The 17,827-nt window shown below is 67.7% G+C and carries 13 protein-coding genes; 5 read left to right on the top strand and 8 right to left on the bottom strand.

Annotated features, from left to right (window positions below):
- The first annotated feature begins 11 nt into the window (after positions 1–11).
- Both rlmKL and A9G05_RS10125 read left to right on the top strand, forming a co-directional pair.
- A complete protein-coding gene (gene rlmKL, locus A9G05_RS10130) occupies positions 12–2,198 on the top strand; it encodes a bifunctional 23S rRNA (guanine(2069)-N(7))-methyltransferase RlmK/23S rRNA (guanine(2445)-N(2))-methyltransferase RlmL (RefSeq protein WP_069560849.1) in 2,187 nt (728 codons plus the stop codon).
- Positions 2,199–2,330: 132 nt separating this feature from the next.
- Positions 2,331–5,084, top strand: coding sequence for a diguanylate cyclase (locus A9G05_RS10125; RefSeq protein WP_240923299.1), 2,754 nt, complete (start codon positions 2,331–2,333; stop codon positions 5,082–5,084).
- A 31-nt stretch (positions 5,085–5,115) separates the two neighbouring features.
- Here the strand turns inward: A9G05_RS10125 and dacB are convergent, their stop codons facing one another.
- On the bottom strand, positions 5,116–6,564 hold the full coding sequence (gene dacB, locus A9G05_RS10120) for a D-alanyl-D-alanine carboxypeptidase/D-alanyl-D-alanine-endopeptidase (protein WP_069560922.1): 1,449 nt from the start codon (positions 6,562–6,564) through the stop codon (positions 5,116–5,118).
- A 193-nt stretch (positions 6,565–6,757) separates the two neighbouring features.
- On the opposite strand from dacB, the gene A9G05_RS10115 reads away from it, so the two are divergent.
- Complete coding sequence (locus tag A9G05_RS10115; protein WP_044406107.1) at positions 6,758–7,099, top strand: YggL family protein; 342 nt, start codon at positions 6,758–6,760, stop codon at positions 7,097–7,099.
- Between the two features lie 70 nt (positions 7,100–7,169).
- Here A9G05_RS10115 and A9G05_RS10110 read toward each other — a convergent pair whose 3' ends face one another.
- Positions 7,170–10,133 carry an HD domain-containing phosphohydrolase gene (locus A9G05_RS10110; RefSeq protein ID WP_069560847.1) on the bottom strand — a complete coding sequence of 988 codons (2,964 nt, stop codon included), beginning with the start codon at positions 10,131–10,133 and terminating at the stop codon, positions 7,170–7,172.
- 373 nt (positions 10,134–10,506) lie between these two features.
- On the opposite strand from A9G05_RS10110, the gene A9G05_RS10105 reads away from it, so the two are divergent.
- Positions 10,507–11,148, top strand: a complete 642-nt coding sequence (locus A9G05_RS10105; protein WP_069560921.1) for a response regulator transcription factor — start codon at positions 10,507–10,509, stop codon at positions 11,146–11,148.
- 46 nt (positions 11,149–11,194) lie between these two features.
- On the opposite strand, the gene A9G05_RS10100 is transcribed toward A9G05_RS10105, so the two are convergent.
- The 6 genes from A9G05_RS10100 to A9G05_RS10075 form a co-directional block, all read right to left on the bottom strand.
- On the bottom strand, positions 11,195–12,319 hold the full coding sequence (locus tag A9G05_RS10100; protein WP_083272534.1) for an FUSC family protein: 1,125 nt from the start codon (positions 12,317–12,319) through the stop codon (positions 11,195–11,197).
- Between the two features lie 9 nt (positions 12,320–12,328).
- Positions 12,329–13,660 (bottom strand): deoxyguanosinetriphosphate triphosphohydrolase, encoded by a 1,332-nt coding sequence (locus A9G05_RS10095; protein ID WP_069560846.1) that lies wholly within the window; start codon positions 13,658–13,660, stop codon positions 12,329–12,331.
- 102 nt (positions 13,661–13,762) lie between these two features.
- On the bottom strand, positions 13,763–14,926 hold the full coding sequence (locus A9G05_RS10090; protein ID WP_069560845.1) for an EAL domain-containing protein: 1,164 nt from the start codon (positions 14,924–14,926) through the stop codon (positions 13,763–13,765).
- Between the two features lie 108 nt (positions 14,927–15,034).
- Positions 15,035–15,367 carry a hypothetical protein gene (locus A9G05_RS10085; RefSeq protein WP_069560844.1) on the bottom strand — a complete coding sequence of 111 codons (333 nt, stop codon included), beginning with the start codon at positions 15,365–15,367 and terminating at the stop codon, positions 15,035–15,037.
- Positions 15,364–15,753 (bottom strand): phage holin family protein, encoded by a 390-nt coding sequence (locus A9G05_RS10080; protein WP_069560843.1) that lies wholly within the window; start codon positions 15,751–15,753, stop codon positions 15,364–15,366. Before A9G05_RS10080 ends, A9G05_RS10085 begins: the two co-directional genes overlap by 4 nt.
- Before the next feature lies 1 nt (position 15,754).
- The gene (locus A9G05_RS10075; RefSeq protein WP_044406086.1) at positions 15,755–16,069 is read right to left on the bottom strand and encodes a YqjD family protein; all 315 of its coding nucleotides are present in this window, start codon (positions 16,067–16,069) and stop codon (positions 15,755–15,757) included.
- A gap of 359 nt (positions 16,070–16,428) precedes the next feature.
- On the opposite strand from A9G05_RS10075, the gene A9G05_RS10070 reads away from it, so the two are divergent.
- Complete coding sequence (locus tag A9G05_RS10070; protein ID WP_069560842.1) at positions 16,429–17,637, top strand: ammonium transporter; 1,209 nt, start codon at positions 16,429–16,431, stop codon at positions 17,635–17,637.
- The last annotated feature ends 190 nt before the right edge of the window (positions 17,638–17,827 follow it).

The following is a 17,827-nucleotide window of genomic DNA, read 5'->3' as shown; positions in this document are numbered from 1 at the left end:
CTGGAACTAGCATGTCGGACCGTTACGAACTCTTCCTCACCTGCCCGAAAAGCCTGGAAGGGCTGTTGTTGGAGGAAGTCAGCCAACTCGGCCTGGAGGAGCCTCGCGAGCAAGTCGCCGCCGTTCGTGGCCACGGCAGCCTGGAGACGGCCTACCGGCTGTGCCTCTGGTCGCGCCTGGCCAACCGCGTCCTGCTGGTGCTGGCGCGCTTCCCGGTGAGCAATGCCGACGACCTCTACGAGGGCGTGAAAGCGGTGGACTGGCATGACCACCTGGCCGCCGATGGCAGCCTGGCGGTGGAGTTCAGCGGCCATGGCGCCGGCATCGACAACACCCACTTCGGTGCTCTGAAGGTGAAGGACGCCGTGGTTGACCGCCTGCGCACCAGCACCGGCCAGCGCCCCTCGGTGGACAAGCAGAACCCCGACGTGCGCCTGCACCTGCGCCTGGAGAAGGGCGAGGCGATACTCTCCCTCGACCTTGCCGGCCACAGCCTGCACCAGCGCGGCTACCGCTTGCAGCAGGGCGCGGCACCGCTGAAGGAGAACCTCGCCTCGGCGATCCTGATCCGCGCCGGCTGGCCGCGCATCGCTGCCGAGGGCGGCGCCCTGGCCGACCCCATGTGCGGCGTCGGCACCTTCCTGGTGGAGGCGGCGATGATGGCCGCTGATGTGGCCCCCAATCTCAAGCGCGAGCGCTGGGGCTTCTCCAACTGGCTTGGCCACGTGCCGGCGATCTGGCGCAAGCTGCATGACGAGGCCCAGGTCCGCGCCGAAGCCGGGCTGGCCCGCCCACCGCTGTGGATTCGGGGCTACGAGGCCGACCCCCGGCTGATCCAGCCGGCCCGCAACAACATCGAGCGTGCCGGGCTGGGCGCCTGGGTGAAGATCTACCAGGGCGAGCTGGCCACCTTCGAACCGCGCCCGGACCAGAACCAGAAGGGGCTGGTCATCAGCAACCCGCCCTACGGCGAACGCCTCGGCGACGAAGCCAGCCTGCTCTACCTCTATCAGAACCTCGGCGAGCGCCTGCGCCAGGCCTGCATGGGCTGGGAGGCCGCGGTGTTCACCGGCGCGCCCGAACTGGGCAAGCGCATGGGCATCCGCAGCCACAAGCAGTACGCCTTCTGGAACGGCGCGCTGCCGTGCAAGCTGCTGTTGATCAAGGTGCTGCCCGAGCAGTTCGTCACCGGCTCGCGCCGTCAGGACTCCGCCGTCGAGGCACAACCGGGCGTAGCCCCTGCCGCAGAGCCGGCACGCCTGTCCGAGGGCGGGCAGATGTTTGCCAACCGCCTGCAGAAGAACCTCAAGCAACTGGGCAAGTGGGCGCGCAAGGAAGGCATCCAGTGCTACCGCCTGTACGACGCCGACATGCCCGAGTACGCCCTGGCCGTCGACCTCTATGGCGACTGGGTGCACGTGCAGGAATACGCTCCGCCGCGCTCCATCGACCCGGAGAAGGCCCAGGCCCGTCTGCTGGATGCCCTTGCGGCGATTCCCCAGGCCCTGCAGATCGACCCGTCCCGCGTGGTGGTCAAGCGCCGCGAGCGGCAGACCGGCACCCGCCAGTACGAGCGCCAGGGCGCCGAAGGGCGATTCATGGAGGTGAACGAAGGCGGCGTGAAGCTGTTGGTCAACCTCACCGACTACCTGGACACCGGCCTGTTCCTCGACCATCGCCCCATGCGCTTGCGCATCCAGCGCGAAGCGGCGGGCAAGCGCTTCCTCAACCTGTTCTGCTACACCGCCACCGCCACCGTGCATGCCGCCAAGGGCGGTGCCCGCAGCACCACCAGCGTCGACCTGTCCAAGACCTACCTGGACTGGGCACGGCGCAACCTCTCGCTGAACGGCTTCTCCGACAAGCAACGGTTGCAGCAGGGTGACGTGATGGCCTGGCTGGAGGAGGATCGCGGCGAGTACGACCTGATCTTCATCGACCCGCCGACCTTCTCCAACTCCAAGCGCATGGAGGGGGTGTTCGACGTGCAGCGCGACCATGTTCACCTGCTCGACCTGGCCATGGCTCGCCTGGCCCCTGGTGGGGTGCTCTACTTCTCCAACAACTTCCGCAAGTTCCAGTTGGATGAAGCCCTGAGCGCCCGCTACCAGGTCAGCGAGATCAGCGCCGAGACCCTCGACCCGGACTTCGCCCGCAACGGCAAGATCCACCGAGCCTGGCGCCTGACGGCCTGCTGAGTACCGTCCGTCTCCGCCCGTAAGGGCGGGGCGGAACTTTTCCCGCCGACGCTAGGCAAAATGCCATCACCCCGCTAGGTTTGTGATCACAGGGACGTCTTCTCCATCACGAACCGAGGCTCGAGCATGGCCATGCCTGCCCAGGCAACCACGTCCCCTTTCTCACCTGCAGGCAACCGCGGGCTGCTTTGGCTCATCTGCGTACTGGTCATCGGCATCGGACTGGGGTTCACCGGCCTGCTCTGCCGTGCCGTGCATGACTCCGAGGAGCACCAGTTGCGGGAGCGTTTCACCCAGGTCGCCAACGAGCGCGTCAGCCGGGTGGAGGAGCGCCTCAGCGGTCAATTGAAGGAGCTGGATGCGCTGCAGCGCTTCGTGGCCAACTCGCCCCATCTCGACCTGCAGCGCTACCGGCGCTTCGTCGAGCCGATGCTGCTGGACGCACTGGCCTATTACTGGGTGCCGCGGGTTGAGTCCGGGCAGCGTGGCGCCTATGAGGCCAGGGCGCGCCGAGAGGGGCTGATGGATTTCCGCATCCATGACCTGGAGGGTGCCAGCCCTGTTCGCGACTACTACCTGCCGCTCTTCTACGGCGCCGCACGCCGCAACAGCGCGCTGCCCATCGGGTTGGACATGCGCGCCTTGCCCGAGCGCCAGGCGCTGCTGAACAAGGCCGAAGTGGAGCGGCAGGTGACGGTGTCCGGCCTTGTCCGGGTCTACGGCATGCCGGACGACGTTCACGAAGGTGTCCTGATCGTCGCCCCGGTGCTGGGCAGGGCGGAGGAGCCACTGCCTGGCTTCGTCGTTGCCATCGTCAGCCTGCGCCAGGAGCTGGAAGAAGGCCTGCCGAGCGAAATGCTCGCCAACCTGCCCACACGGCTCGACGACATCACCGACCCGGCTCGTCCGCAGCGCCTTTACCAGAGCCATTCCGCCGCCGACCTCAGTGGGTTGGTGGTGGAGCGTACCCTGGCTTTCGGCGACCGGACCTACCGCCTGGAGGTGCGCCCCAGCCCGAAGTTCCTCGCTGACAACCGCACCACCTCCTGGCACCTGGTGCTGGGCACCGGCATTGCCCTCAGCCTGATGCTGGGCGGCTACGTCCTGCTGCTCATCAGCCAGCGCCAGCGGGCCCTGCGCCTGGTGGCCGAGCGTACCGCCGAACTGCACGAGCGGGAGATGCAGCTCAAGCTCAGCGAGGAGCGCTGGAGCTTCGCCCTGGACGGTGCTGGTCATGGCGTTTGGGACTGGGAGCCGGACAGCGGCCGGATGTTCTTCTCGCCCGCCTGGAAGACCATGCTCGGCTACCTGCCCGGGGAGCTGGAGGACAGCCTCGACACTGCGCTCGGGCTGCGCCACCCCGATGACCTGCAGGGTTCACGTGAGGCGCTGCGGCGCTACCTGAACGGCGAAGTCGACGTCTACCGCAGCGAGCACCGCATGCGCCGCAAGGACGGCAGTTGGGCCTGGGTGCTGGAGCGTGGCCAGGTGGTGGAGGTCAACGACGACGGTTCGCCACTGCGGCTGATCGGTACCCAGACCGACATCAGCGAGAGCAAGGTGGTGGAGCTGCAGTTGGCCCTGGCCAACGGCAACCTGCGCAGCCTGCTGGACGCGGCGACCGAGGTGTCGATCATCGCCACTGACCTCGAGGGCTACATCCTGCAGTTCAATGCCGGTGCCGAGCGCATGTTCGGCTACAGCGCCGAGGAGATGCTTGGCACCCGTCCCCACACCCTGCACCTCGAAAGTGAGGTGCGCGAGCGCTGTGCGGCCCTGGCCCAGCGCCTCGGCCGCCCGGTACCCGACCTCCATCGGTACGTGGTGGAGGTAACTGCCGGGCGCTGTTACGACGAACACGAGTGGACCTACGTGCGCAAGGACGGCAGCCAGTTGATCGGCAACCTGATCCTCACCGAAGTGCGCAACGAGGCGGGCGAGTTGATCGGCTTCCTCGGCATTTCCACCGACATCACCGAGCGCAAGCGCGTGCAACAGGCCCTGGAGGAGCGCGACCGCCTGCTGGAGAAGCTCAGCGCGCGGGTACCGGGGGCGATCTACCAGTACCAGCTGATGCCCGACGGCTCCAGTCGCTTCCCCTATGTCAGTGCCGGCATCCACGACCTGGTAGAGATGAGCGCTCTCGACGCCCGGCTGGATGGTGAGCGGTTGTACCAGCGCGTTCACCCCGAGGACCTTGAGCGTGTGCAGGGCAGCATCCTCGCCTCTGCCCAGACCCTGGAGACCTGGCGAGAGGACTTCCGTGTGCTCCTGCCGCATAAGGGCGTGCGCTGGCTGCGTGGTGAGTCGGTGCCCGAGCGCATGCCCGACGGCAGCGTGCTCTGGCATGGCTACATCTCCGACATCACCGGCCACAAGCTGGTGGAGCAGGAGCTGCGCACCCTCTCCATCACCGACGCCCTCACCGGTGTGTACAACCGCCGGCACTTCCAAGAGCGCCTGGAAGTGGAGATCGCCCGCGCCCAGCGCAGCGAAGGGCCGCTGTCGGTGGTGATGTTCGACATCGACCATTTCAAGCAGGTCAACGACCGCTTCGGCCATGAGGTCGGCGATCGGGTGCTCAAGATCATCTGCCAGCGGGTCGGCGAGCGGCTGCGGCGCATCGACGTGTTCTGTCGTCTGGGGGGCGAGGAGTTCATCGTCATTTGCCCCAACACCGGGGAGGCCCAGGTCCAGGTGCTGGCCGAGGCGTTGTGGAGCACCTTGTCGAAGGACGCGCTGCCGGAGGTTGGGGTGGTCACCGCCAGCTTCGGGCTGGCCTGCTGGCGTGAGGGGGAACTGGCCGACGACCTGCTGCGGAGGGTCGACGAGGCGGTCTATGCCGCCAAGCAGGCCGGGCGCAATCGCGTCTGCGTCGCGGCCTGACGGGCGGCCCCGGTCGGGGCCGCCGTTCATCTCAACGGGTGCTGCCCTTGGACTGGTGCAGGTCCAGCAGCACCTGGTCGAGAATCGACGAGGCGCCCCAGGGGCGCGGGTCGTTGAGGATCGCTACCACCGCCCAGGTGTTGCCCGCGCCGTCGCGGCTGAAGCCGGCAATGGCGCGCACCGTGTTCAGGGTGCCGGTTTTGATGTGGGCTTCGCCGGCCATGGGGGTGCGGCGCAGGCGCTTGCGCATGGTGCCGTCCATCGCCACCAGCGGTAGCGAGGCGATGAATTCGGCGGCGTAGGGGCTCTGCCAGGCCGCGTGGAGGATGGTGGCCATCTCCCGCGCGCTGATCCGCTCGTTGCGCGACAGCCCCGAGCCGTTCTCCATCACCAGGTGCGGGGCAGTTATGCCCTTTTGAGCCAGCCACTTGCGGATGACCCGCTGTGCCGCCTTGGCGTCGTCGCCATCCACTTCATTGCGGAACTGCGCGCCGATGCTGAGGAACAACTGCTGGGCCATGGTGTTGTTGCTGTACTTGTTGATGTCCCGAATGATCTCCACCAGGTCCGGGGAGAAGGCGCGGGCCAGCAGCTTGGCGTCCTTGGGCACATCGGCCTGGCGGTCCTTGCCGAGGATCGAGCCGCCCAGTTCCTTCCAGATGGCGCGCACGGCACCTGCGGCATAGGCCGGGTGATCGAGGATCGACAGGTAGGTCTGGGCGCTGCAGCCTTCCGGCAGTTGGCCGATGGCGATCACCGTGGTGCCGTCGAACTGGGTCACCGGGTTGTAGCGCACGTCCGGGAAGGCGGGGCAGGGCGCAGCCTTGGTCACCTTGATCTGGTTGTCCAGACGGATGCTCTCGATGGGCGGCTCGGCCGCCAGGGTCACGCGGCCCCCATCGGCACGGGCGACGAAGCGCAGCGCCTTGAGGTTGACCAGCAGCGAATCCGGGCCCACCAGGAAGGGCTTGTTGTCGTCGCCGCCGTCGTCGTTGAACGCCGGCAACTGCGGGTGGACGAAGCGGCTGCGGTCCAGCACCAGATCACCGGTGACCTTCAGCACGCCGTTGGCGCGCAGGTCGCGCATCATCAGCCACAGCTTCTCCATGTTCAGCTTCGGGTCTCCACCACCCTTGAGATAGAGGTTGCCGTTGAGCACCCCGTCCTTGAGCGTGCCGTCGGTATAGAACTCGGTCTTCCACTGGTAGGTGGGACCCAGCAGCTCCAGGGCTGCATAGGTGGTGATCAGCTTCATGGTGGAGGCCGGGTTCACCGACACGTCCGCGTTGAAGATGGTCTGGGCACCCGGGCCGGTCAGCGGCAGGGTCACCAGCGACAGCGAGGAGGGCGCGATCTTGTTCTTCTTCAGGGCCTGCTGGACCTTCGGTGTGAGGGTCGCGTTGACCTGGACGGCCTGGGCCGGCAGGGCGAGGGGCAGGAACAGGCCGGCGAAGGCGAGCGGGCGAAGGGTCTTGAACAGGGACATCAACGGCGGTCCTCCGGATGGAGGTGGACAACGGGGGCATGCATGGCAAGGTGTTCCCACGGTGGTTTGGGGAAAATGCGCGCATTATGCCGCAAGCAACCGCCGGGCGCAGGGGCCCATGCGGCACGGGCCAAGCGGCGCCGAACCTGCTAGAGTGCGCGCCTTGAAAACCTCTGAGGACTGCCTGATGGCCAAGAACCGCTCCCGTCGCCTGCGTAAGAAGCTCTGTGTGGATGAATTCCAGGAGCTGGGCTGCGAACTCAGCCTGACCTACAAGGAAGGCCTGGACCTCAACGCATTGCAGGACTTCCTGGATGCCTTCATCGTCGAAGCCATCGATGGCAACGGCCTGGGCTACGTCGGTGGCGAAGACTACGGTTTCGTCTGCCTGGCCAAGCGCGGCTCGGTCAACGAAGAGCAGCGCACCGCCCTGGAAGCCTGGCTCAAGGGCCGCAGCGAACTGGCCGAGTTCAACCTCAGCCCGCTGGTCGACGTGTGGTACCCCGAGAACGCGATCAACGCCCAGTAAGCGTTGACGTGACTCGGAGAAAAGGCGCCCCAGGGCGCCTTTTTTCATGTCTGCAGGAACACCGCAGCCGCTATGACGGGTTCCCCACAACCTCCGCCCGCTGCAGCAGTTGCGCTTCGTCCACCGCATCCACCTGTTCGGGCCGCAGGAAGCGTTCGGCGTAGTCCCGGTACACGCCGCTGCGGATGAACAGCCCGAACAGCTCGGTGTCGATGTGCGCGCCCTTGCACATGCCGGCCATGATCCCCAGCGCTTCGGAGAGGGTCTTGCCCTTCTTGTAGGGGCGGTCCACGGCTGTCAGCGCCTCGAAGATGTCGGCGATGGCCATCATCCGCGCCGGCAGGCTCATCTGCTCGCGGAGCAGGCGCTTGGGATAGCCGGTGCCGTCCATCTTCTCGTGGTGGCCGCCAGCGATCTCCGCCACGTTCTTCAGGTGCGGCGGGAAGGGCAGGCGGCTGAGCATCAGGATGGTCTGCACGATGTGGTGGTTGATGATGTAGCGCTCCTCCGCCGTCAGCGTGCCGCGTGCGATGGCGAGGTTGTGCAGTTCGCCCCGGTTGAACTTGTACTCCGGCACGTCGAGACGGAACCCCCAGGGGTTGTCCACCGCCATGCGCTCGCCCTCGGCGCGCTCCAGCAGGTGCTCGGGGCGGTCGGCCAGCAGCGGTTCCTCCGCCGGCAGGGGGCGGGGCGGCGTGCGCGCCTGGCGCTGGGCCTCTTCCCAGGACACCCCCAGGCGGTCGTCCAGGGTGCGCAGCCAGGTGCGCCCGGCGATGGCCTGGAGACGCTGCTGGTCTGCCTCGGCCATGAACTCCCCGCCCAGGTTGCAGCGGGCGATGAAGGCGAACTCGTCGTCCAGGGTGGCCAGCAAGGTGTCCCGCTGCGCGGCCAGCACGGCCTCGTCGGCGCCTTCGGCACGGGCCTGCCAGTAGGCGATCCAGGCATCGCGCTTGAGCACCTCGAAGCGCATCCGCACCTCGTGGATGCGGTCGTAGAGGGTTTCCAGCTTGGTGGCCTTGTCCACCACGTACTCGGGGGTGGTCACCTTGCCGCAGTCGTGCAGCCAGGCGGCGATGTGCAGGGCCTCCCAATCCTCCTCGGTGGGGTTGTAGTCGCGGAAGGGGCCGTCTGCGCTCTCGGCTGCGGCGCGGGCCAGTGCCAGGGTGATCTCCGGCACCCGCTGGCAGTGGCCGCCGGTGTAGGGGCTCTTGGCATCGATGGCACCGGCGATCAGTTGGATGAACGCATCCAGCAACTGCTTCTGCCGTTCCAGCAGGCGCTGGCTCTCGATGCACAGCGCTGCCACGCCGGACAGGGCTTCGACGAAGGCGACACGCTCCGGCCGCAGCATGGCTGGGTCGGCCTCGCCGTCGGTGTCGCGCTGCAGCAGTACCAGCAGGCCGATGGTGTCGCCCTGGCGGTTGTGCAGGCCGGTGCCCATCAGGTGCGCGCGCGCTGTGCCCAGGGCGTTCAGCAGCGGCCCCAACTCGCCGGCCTGATCGTAGCCGAGCGCCTGGGCCAGGGTCGCGCCCCCGGTGGCGGGCTGGCGGATCCAGGCGGGGAGGGCGGGGTCATCCCTGCCGTGTGCCGACAGGCCGAGCTCCGTGGGTTGTCGCTGCTGGCCGTCGAGAAACAAGGCCTGGGGTTCGAGCCGCCCCTGCTCGGCGTCCAGCAGGTAGAGGATGCCGCCGGCGGATTCGCTGATCTCCACGGTCTCCTTGAGGACTCGGCTCAACAGCGCATCGAAACGCTTCTCCGCCGACAGGCTGGCGGTGATGTCGAGGAAGCTGCCCAGCGTGTCCTTCATCTTCGCCATCGCCACGGCCAGTTGGTCCACCTCCAGCACCGGGGAGCGGCCGAGTGCGGGGACGGCGAAGTCGAAGCGGCGGATGGCCTCGGCCTCCACCACCAGCGCCCGCAGGGGTTTCACCAGGATGCGCGAGAGCAGCCAGCCGATCGGGATGCACAGGATGAGGGTGACCAGAGTGAGCACGCCGCCCTGCCAACGGATGCGATAGGCATCGGCCAGCAGCTCGTCCTCTGGGACCAGCAGGGCCAGGTAGAGCCCCTTGGGACCGCCCGCCTGGAGGTGCTGGCGGGAAACCACCCATTGGCGTCCCGCCAGCTTCAGGGTGATGCGCAGGTCACCCTGCTCGCTGCGGGCGAGCAGCGCAGCAATGGCCGGGTCCAGGTCGCGGGCCATGTTCAGGCGCGGCTTGTCGTCGATGTGGGTGATCAGGCGCGCGCTGTCGGGATACGCCACCGCCTCGCCACCAGGGGCGAACAGCACCACCTGGGTGCCGGGGGTGACCCGGTGCGCGGCCAGGGTGGCGGACAGGTCGTCCAGGGTCAGGTCGGCACCGATCACCGAGTCCTCGCCCGCCGGCATGGCCAGGGTGGTGCCCACCGCACCACTGGAGAAGAACACGTAGGGCGCGGTGGCGATGTGGCCACCCTGCTCCAGGGCGGTGTTGAACCAGGGGCGGCCGCGCGGATCGTAGCGCTCGTTGAGGTTCTGCCGGCGGCTGATCACCGCCAGGTTGTCGTCGAGGAACAGTGATTCCGACTGGGCACGGGAGAGGTTGTTGCGCTCGATGCTCCAGACCTGGAAGGCCGCACCGGGTGGGGCATCGAAGCGCTTCTTCAACGCCTCGGTGCGCAGCGGGCGGACCATGAGGAAGTCACCGTCGTCGTACCCCTGATAGAGGGCGGCCAGCTTGGGGTGGTCGCGCAGGGCCTGGACAAAGGGCCTGAGCAGGCGCTCCTGGCGCTGCCAGGCTGCATCCTGCGCGTTGCCTGGGGTCAGCGCCATGAGGTTGAGCAGGGTATCGATGGGGCGGTACGTGCCTTCCAGGTCCGCCTCCACCTGCTGGCTGATCCGTCCGAACAGCGCATCGCTGCTGGACAGGATGATCTGGGTCGCCTGGCGGTAGTTGAAGACGCCGAGGACCACTCCGGAGATCAACAGAAGCAGGGTGAACAGCAGGCTGATGTGGACATGCAATGGAAATCGACGTTCGAGCGACCTTGGCATTGCCGAAGCTCCTGATCCCTGTCGTTGAGGCGCGTGTGCAGCATAGATGAGGGTCGGAGTCAGTGCCGGTGGCGGCAGAAAAAGAGCCGCTTGCCGCAAGGCTTCAGGCTGCCAAGCACAATCGGGTGCGCTGTGCACCTGTATCCAGGCTGGCGGACGCTGGGAATCAGAGGGAAAAGACGGGTTTTGGCCCTGACACTGCGGCTGGTAAGTAGGACTATTCCTAAGGTTCTGACGGCTGCGTCCCTAATCCCTGCGATCCACCCCATCGACGCTCGACAGGTCTCCCGTCATCTCTATCTTGGCGAAACCCGTACACCTCAAGGGAGATAACAAGGTGAGCAAACTGGTAGACCTGGATGAGTTCCTGCGCATGGGGAACGAGGCACCGAGCAAGGTGCTGATCGTCGACGATCACCCCGTAATCCGCCTGGCCGTGCGCCTGCTTCTCAACCGCGAGGGGTATGAAGTGATCGCCGAGACCGACAACGGCGTGGACGCCATCGCACTGGCCCGGGAACACGTGCCGGACCTCATCATCCTCGACATCGGCATCCCCAAGCTGGGTGGCCTCGACGTCATCGCCCGCCTCAGCTCGCTGGAGCTGCCGCTGCGCATCCTCGTGCTGACCGGGCAGAACCCCAGCCACTACGCCGCCCGCTGCATGCAGGCCGGTGCTGCCGGCTTCGTCTGCAAGGAAGGCGACCTGGGCGAACTGGCGTCGTCGGTGCGTGCGGTGCTGTCGGGCTACAGCTACTTCCCCAGCGACGTGATCCGTTCTGGCAAGCGCCAGGTCGGCGTACCCGACGAGCAGGAGCTGATCAGCCGCCTCTCCGACCGCGAGCTGGTGGTGTTGAAGTACCTGGCCAACGGCTACAGCAACAAGCGCATCGCCGACGAGATGTTCATCAGCAACAAGACCGTCAGTACCTACAAGTCCCGCCTGCTGCTCAAGCTCAACGCCCGCTCGTTGATCGAGCTGGTGGAATTCGCCAATCGCAACGCGCTGGTCTGAGCGCATTGCAACCCCGTAGGCGTCGAGATCGGCGGCGCTGCGGGGGTCAGTCGCGCAGGGGCTTGGTGACGGGCTCCGCCAGCGGTGCCGGTCCAGTCGCCCCACGTGTTTCCCCTACCTCCACTTCTGCCTCCGCCGGCGCCCGTGGCGCCCAGCGCAGGCGTGCCCGGTGCGCGCCATAGGCCACCAGCAGTGCCAAGGCTGCGCCCAGCAGACTGTTGTAGAGCCGCACTTCCGGCAGGTGCCAGTCGTGGGCCAGGCTCTCGGCCAGCAGCACGAAGCACAGCGTGGTCTGCGCCACGAACAGGCCGTAGTGCTGAGCGATGAAGGCACGGCTGAGCACGATCAGCGGCAGCATCGCCGTAACCAGCCAACCCGGGCTCTCCAGCCAGTGGCCGAACAGGATCAGTGCCAGCGCTGCCGCCAGGCTGCCGAGGCTGCGCTGTATGGCCCGTACCAGGCTGCTGTCCAGCTCCATCTGCAAGGTCGTCACCACCGTCAGCGTCAGCCAGTAGCCCCGGGGCAGGCCGCTGAGGTTGGCCGCCAGGCCCGCCAGGGCCACCGCCAGGGTGCAGGCCAGGGCGTGGATCCACCACAGCCGCTGCGGCAGGCGCCCGGCGTGCCGGCCGAATACCCTGATGAACCCGCCCAGGCGCGGCAGCACCGGCCACAGGCGCAGGCCATGGGCGCCCCGCAGGAAGAACGCCAGCAGCATCACCCACAGCCCGCCGATGGCGAACAGCGCGCCCACCGCCAGCCCGTTGTGCAGGTTGCCGCTGCCGGCCTGGCCCTGGCCCAGGCACAGACACACCGCCAGGCCAACCCCCAGCTTGCCCAGCTCCGTGCCGTAGCGCTGCAGCACCGCCAGCAGGAACCCCCACAGGGCGAAGGTGCCGAGGCTGGCCAGGGGATGGCTGGCGGCCCAGAAGCCGATGCCTGCGCTGAGGGCGCCGAGCAGCGTGAGCAGCAGCATGCGCAGCATGCCGAAGCGGTGCATCGGGTTGGCCAGCGCCGCCTGGAAGGCCCCGGTGGCTGCCCAGAGAAAGCCCGTGTGCGCAGTGAACAGGCCCAGCAGCAGCGGCAGGCCGCAGCCCAGGCCGGCGATGGCCGCCGGGCCCCAGGCCGGAGGGCCGGCGTGCCAGTGAAAGCTCTGCCTGATCGCCTGACGCATGACGCTTCCCTAGACCGGGCTCGAACGGCCGGTCATCTCCCGGGCCATCTCGGTGGCGTAGCTGTCGGTCATGCCGGCGATGAAGTCCAGCACCCGCAGGAAGGAGCGGTACAGCGGCCAGCCCGGATTGGGCGCGTTGTTGCCCAGCAGGTCGAGGATGCGCCGGTTCTTGAAGGACGGCGTACGCCCGCCGTGCTGCTCCAGCGCCGCGCCACAGAAGGCGTTGAGGAGGATTTCCAGGGTGGTGTAGGCGCCGATCTCATGCAGCGTCTTGCGCTTGTCCTGGAAGATGCGCTCGCGGGCGATGGCCTTGGCGCGCAGCACGCAACGCTTGGCCGGGCCGTCCATGTGCTCCACCAGGTCGCCGTGCAGAGTGCCGGCGAGCAGGGCGTCCTGCTGTTCGACGAAGGCCCGCGCGGCGGCGTTGGTCAGGTGTTCGATGGCCTTGCCACGCAGGATCGCCAGCTTGCGCCTGCGCGAGTCGTGAGGGCCCAACTGGCGGTAGGTTTCCGGCAGGTCGTCGCCCACCAGGCCCAGCAGCACCGCCTCCACCTCGGCGTAGTCCAGCAGCTCCATCTCCAGGCCGTCTTCCAGGTCGATGAGGGCATAGCAGATGTCGTCGGCCGCCTCCATCAGGTAGACCAGCGGGTGGCGCGCCCAGCGCTGGGGTTCCAGTTGCGGCATGCCGAGCTTCTGGGTGATCTGCTCCATCAGCGGCAGTTCGCTCTGGTAGCAGCCGAACTTGTGCTTCTTGTAGCCCAATGCCTCGGCGTGCCGGGACGTCCAGGGGTACTTGAGGTAGGCGCCTAGGGTGGCGTAGGTCAGGCGCGTACCGCCGTCGAACTGGTGGTACTCCAGCTGGGTGAGCACGCGAAAGCCCTGGGCATTGCCCTCGAAGCTGAGGAAGTCGGCACGCTCGACGTCGCTCATCGCATCCAGCCAGCCGCGCCCGGCCGCCTGCTGGAACCAATGGCGGATAGCGTCCTCGCCGGAGTGGCCGAACGGCGGGTTGCCGATGTCGTGGGCCAGGCAGGCGGACTGCACGATCACCCCCAGGTCCGAGGGTTCGCACCAGTCCGGCAGCGCCTCGCGCAGCACCTCGCCCACGCGCATGCCCAGGGAGCGGCCGACGCAGCCCACCTCCAGGGAATGGGTCAGGCGGGTGTGGATGTGGTCGTTGCTGGAGACCGGGTGCACCTGGGTCTTGCGGCCCAGGCGGCGGAAGGCGCCGGAAAAGATGATGCGGTCGTGATCCTTGTGGAACGGGCTGCGGCCCAGCTCCTCGGTGCTGTGCACCGGCTTGCCGAGCCGTTCCCGCGTAAGCAGTGTCTGCCAGTCCAATGCCTGTCCTCGCCTCAGTGGCTCAATGGGAGGCTAGCTTCCCGGTTAAGCCCGGGCGAGGCAAGTGGACCTTGGGACGGCCGCAGGAGTTCCGCGCCTGGCTCAGAGCCCGGCGGCGTCGATGTCCACCAGCAGCAGGCGGCGACCGTTGTCGATGAACTGGCCGGCGGTCAGGCAGTACTGGTTGGTGGTGGCGTCGCGGTAGGTGCTGGAGAGGGTCAGGCGGCGCTCCTCCCAGCCCTCGGCCAGCAACTGGTAGAAGTACGGCCGCCAGGACCAGTTGTGGCCCTGGTAGCGGGCGTCATCCCGCCACGCGCCCTGGTGCCATTCCAGGTTGGGGGTCAGTTGGGTGCCGGTGCGGTCGCACTGGTAGATGCGCAGCAGCCTGGGGAACTCGGCGGGGTTCGGCAGCGCCTGGTGGTCGCCGCCGGCCTCGGCCCAGGCCTTCAGTTGGTTCATCAGGCGGTTCAGTTGCTGGCGCATGTCCATCAGTTGCGAGCGCTGGGCCAGCTTGCGTTTCACGTAGCGATCGCGCAGCTCGGCGAAGCGTGCGACGAAGGCATCCGCCGGGAAGAACGCCAGGTGCGGCGCGGCGAACAGGTAGCCCTGCACGTAGCGGGCGCCGCACTCCAGGGCGAAGTCCAGCTCGGCCTCGGTCTCCACGCCCTCGGCGATGATCCAGCAGCCGGTCTTCTCCGCCATCTGCGCCAGCGCCTTCACCACCTCGCCGCTCGGCCCGCCCCGGGCGGCGGCCTGGAACAGTTGCATGTCCAGCTTGAGGATGTCCGGCTGCAACGCCAGCACCCGGTCGAGCTGCGAATAACCCGCGCCGAAATCATCGATGGCGATGCGCGCCCCAGCCTCGCGGTAGCGCGCCACCACGTCCGGCAGGCGCTGGCTGGCGCCGCCCAGTTCGGTGATCTCGAAGACGATGCGCGTGGGGCTCACCCCGTTGCGCTGCAGCTGCTTGAGGCTGGGCAGGGCCTGGCCGGGGCGCAGCCGGCTGATCCAGCGGGGCGAGATGTTGAGGCTGAGGAACCAGTCGGCCGGTGCTTCGTGCAGGCGGCGCAGGGCGTCCTCGCGGATCTCCCGGTCCAGCCGGCGCAGGGCGGCGGGCGGGATGCGCGGGTCGACGAACAGCGGGCCCACCGAATGCAGGGTGGCGTCCTCCATGCGCAGCCGACCCAGGGCCTCGACCCCTGCGATCCGGCCGGTGGCGGTATCGATGAAGGGCTGGAAAGAGGCGAGTGGTTGCCCCTCGATCACGGGCGGCTCCTTGTTGTAATGACCCAGGGTCCGCGCAGGCCAGCGCGGGAACGGCGGGCGATGCCCGGACCGATCCATTAGCAAGAACGTGGCCAGCTTGTCCGACGATCAGGAGCGGGGCGGGCGGTCCATTGCCTGGCTGCGTTGCTTCCACAGGGCACCCAGAAGCGGCAGCAGGGTGCCACCCAGGCGGACCCAGCGCGCCAGCGAGCCGCCGCGAGCGGCGAAGAAACCCAGCGCAGCGATGCCGGCAATGCCCCAGAGTGGTGCATGCCCCTGGCCGAGGGGATGCTGCCAGCCTTGCGCCAGGCCCTTCACCCGGCGCAGGGGCCGGGTGATCACCTGGGCTTCGTGGCGGATCTCCTGGCGGTGCATCTCCAGGCGCAGGCGGACCAGCGCCTTGTGCAGTTCACGGCGGGAGGTGGGCAGGGGCTGGGTCATGGCAGCAGGCGCTCACGGTCAAGGGCCAGCTCTTCGAGGGTGCCGGCGAAGGGGGAGGCTTCGTCGTCCACGGCCAGCTTCAGGCGCCAGGCGCAGCAGACGGTGAGCAGCCCGTAGAACAGGCAGAGCCCGCCGATGGCCTGCAGGCGCCAGGCGTCCCAGCACAGCACCAGGACCAGCGCCGACAGGCTCATCAGCAGCAGCAGGGCGAAGACCAGCGCCAGCCCGGCAAACAGCAGCAGGCGCAGGCTGCTGGCTTTCTGCTCCTGCAGTTCGATGCCGAACAGCTCCACATGGCTGTGCAGCAGCCCCAGCACGGCCGCGCCGAGGCGGCGCGGCGACGGGCCGGGTTCGCCGGCCTCGGGGTTGGGCGCGTCCGCCTGCATGTCAGCGGCGGTTGGCCAGCAGGCCGAGCAGGAAGCCGACCCCGGCGGCGAGGCCGATGGTCTGCCACGGGTGCTCCTGCACATAACCCTCGGTGGCGGCGACGGCGGCCTTGCCCTTGTCCACCAGGCGTTCTTCCGCGAGGTTCAGGGTTTCCCGGGCGCGCTTGAGGGAGTCGTGGATCTGCAGGCGGAGGTCCTCGGCCTGCTCGCCGGCCAGGCTCGCGGTGTGCTGCAGCAGTTTCTCGGTGTCACCGACGAGGGCCTGGAATTCGGCTATCAGGTCGTCCTGGGCGCGGGAGGCGTTGTTGCGGGGCATGGTGGTTCTCCTTGAAAGGCTCAGGGGTTCTGAGCCCTTCCTGGCGCAAAGGGTTCAGGGGAAATTTGCCCGGCCGTCCGCCGTGCCTTGGTATGCGGCTTGCTTTGCCCTGGTGCGCCCGGCTGGAAAACGCCCCGTTATCGAGCGGCAAGGCGGCCTGCCGAGGTGCACGCTTGATTGATCAAGCGACTGATAAATAAAGGAAAAGTCATGAATCAGCCGATGCTTCACACTGCCTTTTGCCCCGTTGCGGGGCATCGCCAGGGAGTGGCCCCCGGTGGGGTGGCATCAGTCTGGTGCGCTGTGATGGTGCTGTGACCTTTCTTGGTGCCCTTTCACTGCCGGAGAGCCCCCTCTCGATGGAAAACCTCAGCAGCGCCGTGCAAACCCTGATCCACGGCTCCAACACCCTGTTCATCCTGATGGGCGCGGTCATGGTCCTGGCCATGCACGCCGGCTTCGCCTTCCTCGAAGTCGGCACCGTGCGACAGAAGAACCAGGTCAACGCCCTGTCGAAGATCCTCTCGGACTTCGCCATCTCCACCCTGGCGTACTTCTTCATCGGCTATTGGGTGGCCTATGGGGTCACCTTCCTGCAGCCGGCTGCCGTACTGGCGGAGGACCACGGCTACGCGCTGGTGAAGTTCTTCTTCCTGCTGACCTTCGCCGCCGCCATCCCCGCGATCATCTCCGGCGGTATCGCCGAGCGCGCCAAGTTCGGCCCGCAACTGTGCGCCACCGCGCTGATCGTCGCCTTCGTCTACCCCTTCTTCGAAGGGCTGATCTGGAACGGCAACTTCGGCCTGCAGGACTGGCTGAAAGCCAGCTTCGGCGCCAGCTTCCATGACTTCGCCGGCTCGGTGGTGGTGCATGCCGTGGGCGGTTGGCTGGCCTTCGGCGCAGTGCTGCTGCTGGGCCGCCGCGATGGCCGCTACCGCGACGGCCGGCTGATCGCCTTCGCCCCCTCGAACATCCCGTTCCTGGCTCTCGGTTCGTGGGTCCTCATCGTCGGCTGGTTCGGCTTCAACGTCATGAGCGCCCAGACTCTGCAGGGCGTCAGCGGCCTGGTGGCGGTCAACTCGCTGATGGCCATGGTGGGCGGCACGGCGGCCTCGCTGCTGGTGGGTCGCAACGACCCCGGCTTCCTGCACAACGGACCGCTGGCCGGCCTGGTGGCGGTGTGCGCCGGCTCCGACCTGATGCACCCGGTGGGCGCCCTGGCCACCGGCGCCATCGCCGGCGGGCTGTTCGTCTGGGCCTTCACCGCCACCCAGGTGAAATGGAAGATCGACGACGTCCTCGGCGTCTGGCCCCTGCACGGCCTGTGCGGCGCCTGGGGCGGCATCGCCTGCGGCATCTTTGGCCAGCAGGCCCTGGGCGGCCTCGGCGGCGTCAGCCTCGCCAGCCAGTTCATCGGCACCGCGCTGGGCCTGTTGGTGGCGCTGGTGGGGGGCTTCGCCGTGTATGGCCTGCTGAAGAAGACCTTGGGCATCCGCCTCAGTCAGGAGCAGGAGTACTACGGCGCCGACCTGTCGATCCACCGCATCGGCGCGACCAGCCAGGATTGACCCCGGCAGGTGGTACAGAGAGGCGCACCTGTGCGCCTCTTTATCGTTTGTGGGGCGCTCCGCCCGTAGCCTGGGCTTCAGCTCAGGAATCCGGTGCAGCCCATTCCCGGACTGAAGTCCGGGCTACGGGGGCTCAGGTGGCGCAGGGGGATCGCACTCCACCGATCCACTCCCGCCGCCGTGCCGGGTG

Source organism: Pseudomonas sp. ENNP23, assembly GCF_001728945.1.
In the GTDB taxonomy this organism is placed as follows: domain Bacteria; phylum Pseudomonadota; class Gammaproteobacteria; order Pseudomonadales; family Pseudomonadaceae; genus Metapseudomonas; species Metapseudomonas otitidis.
The sequence above is the reverse complement of the archived record's forward strand: the minus strand, read 5'-3'. Positions and strand labels throughout refer to the sequence as shown.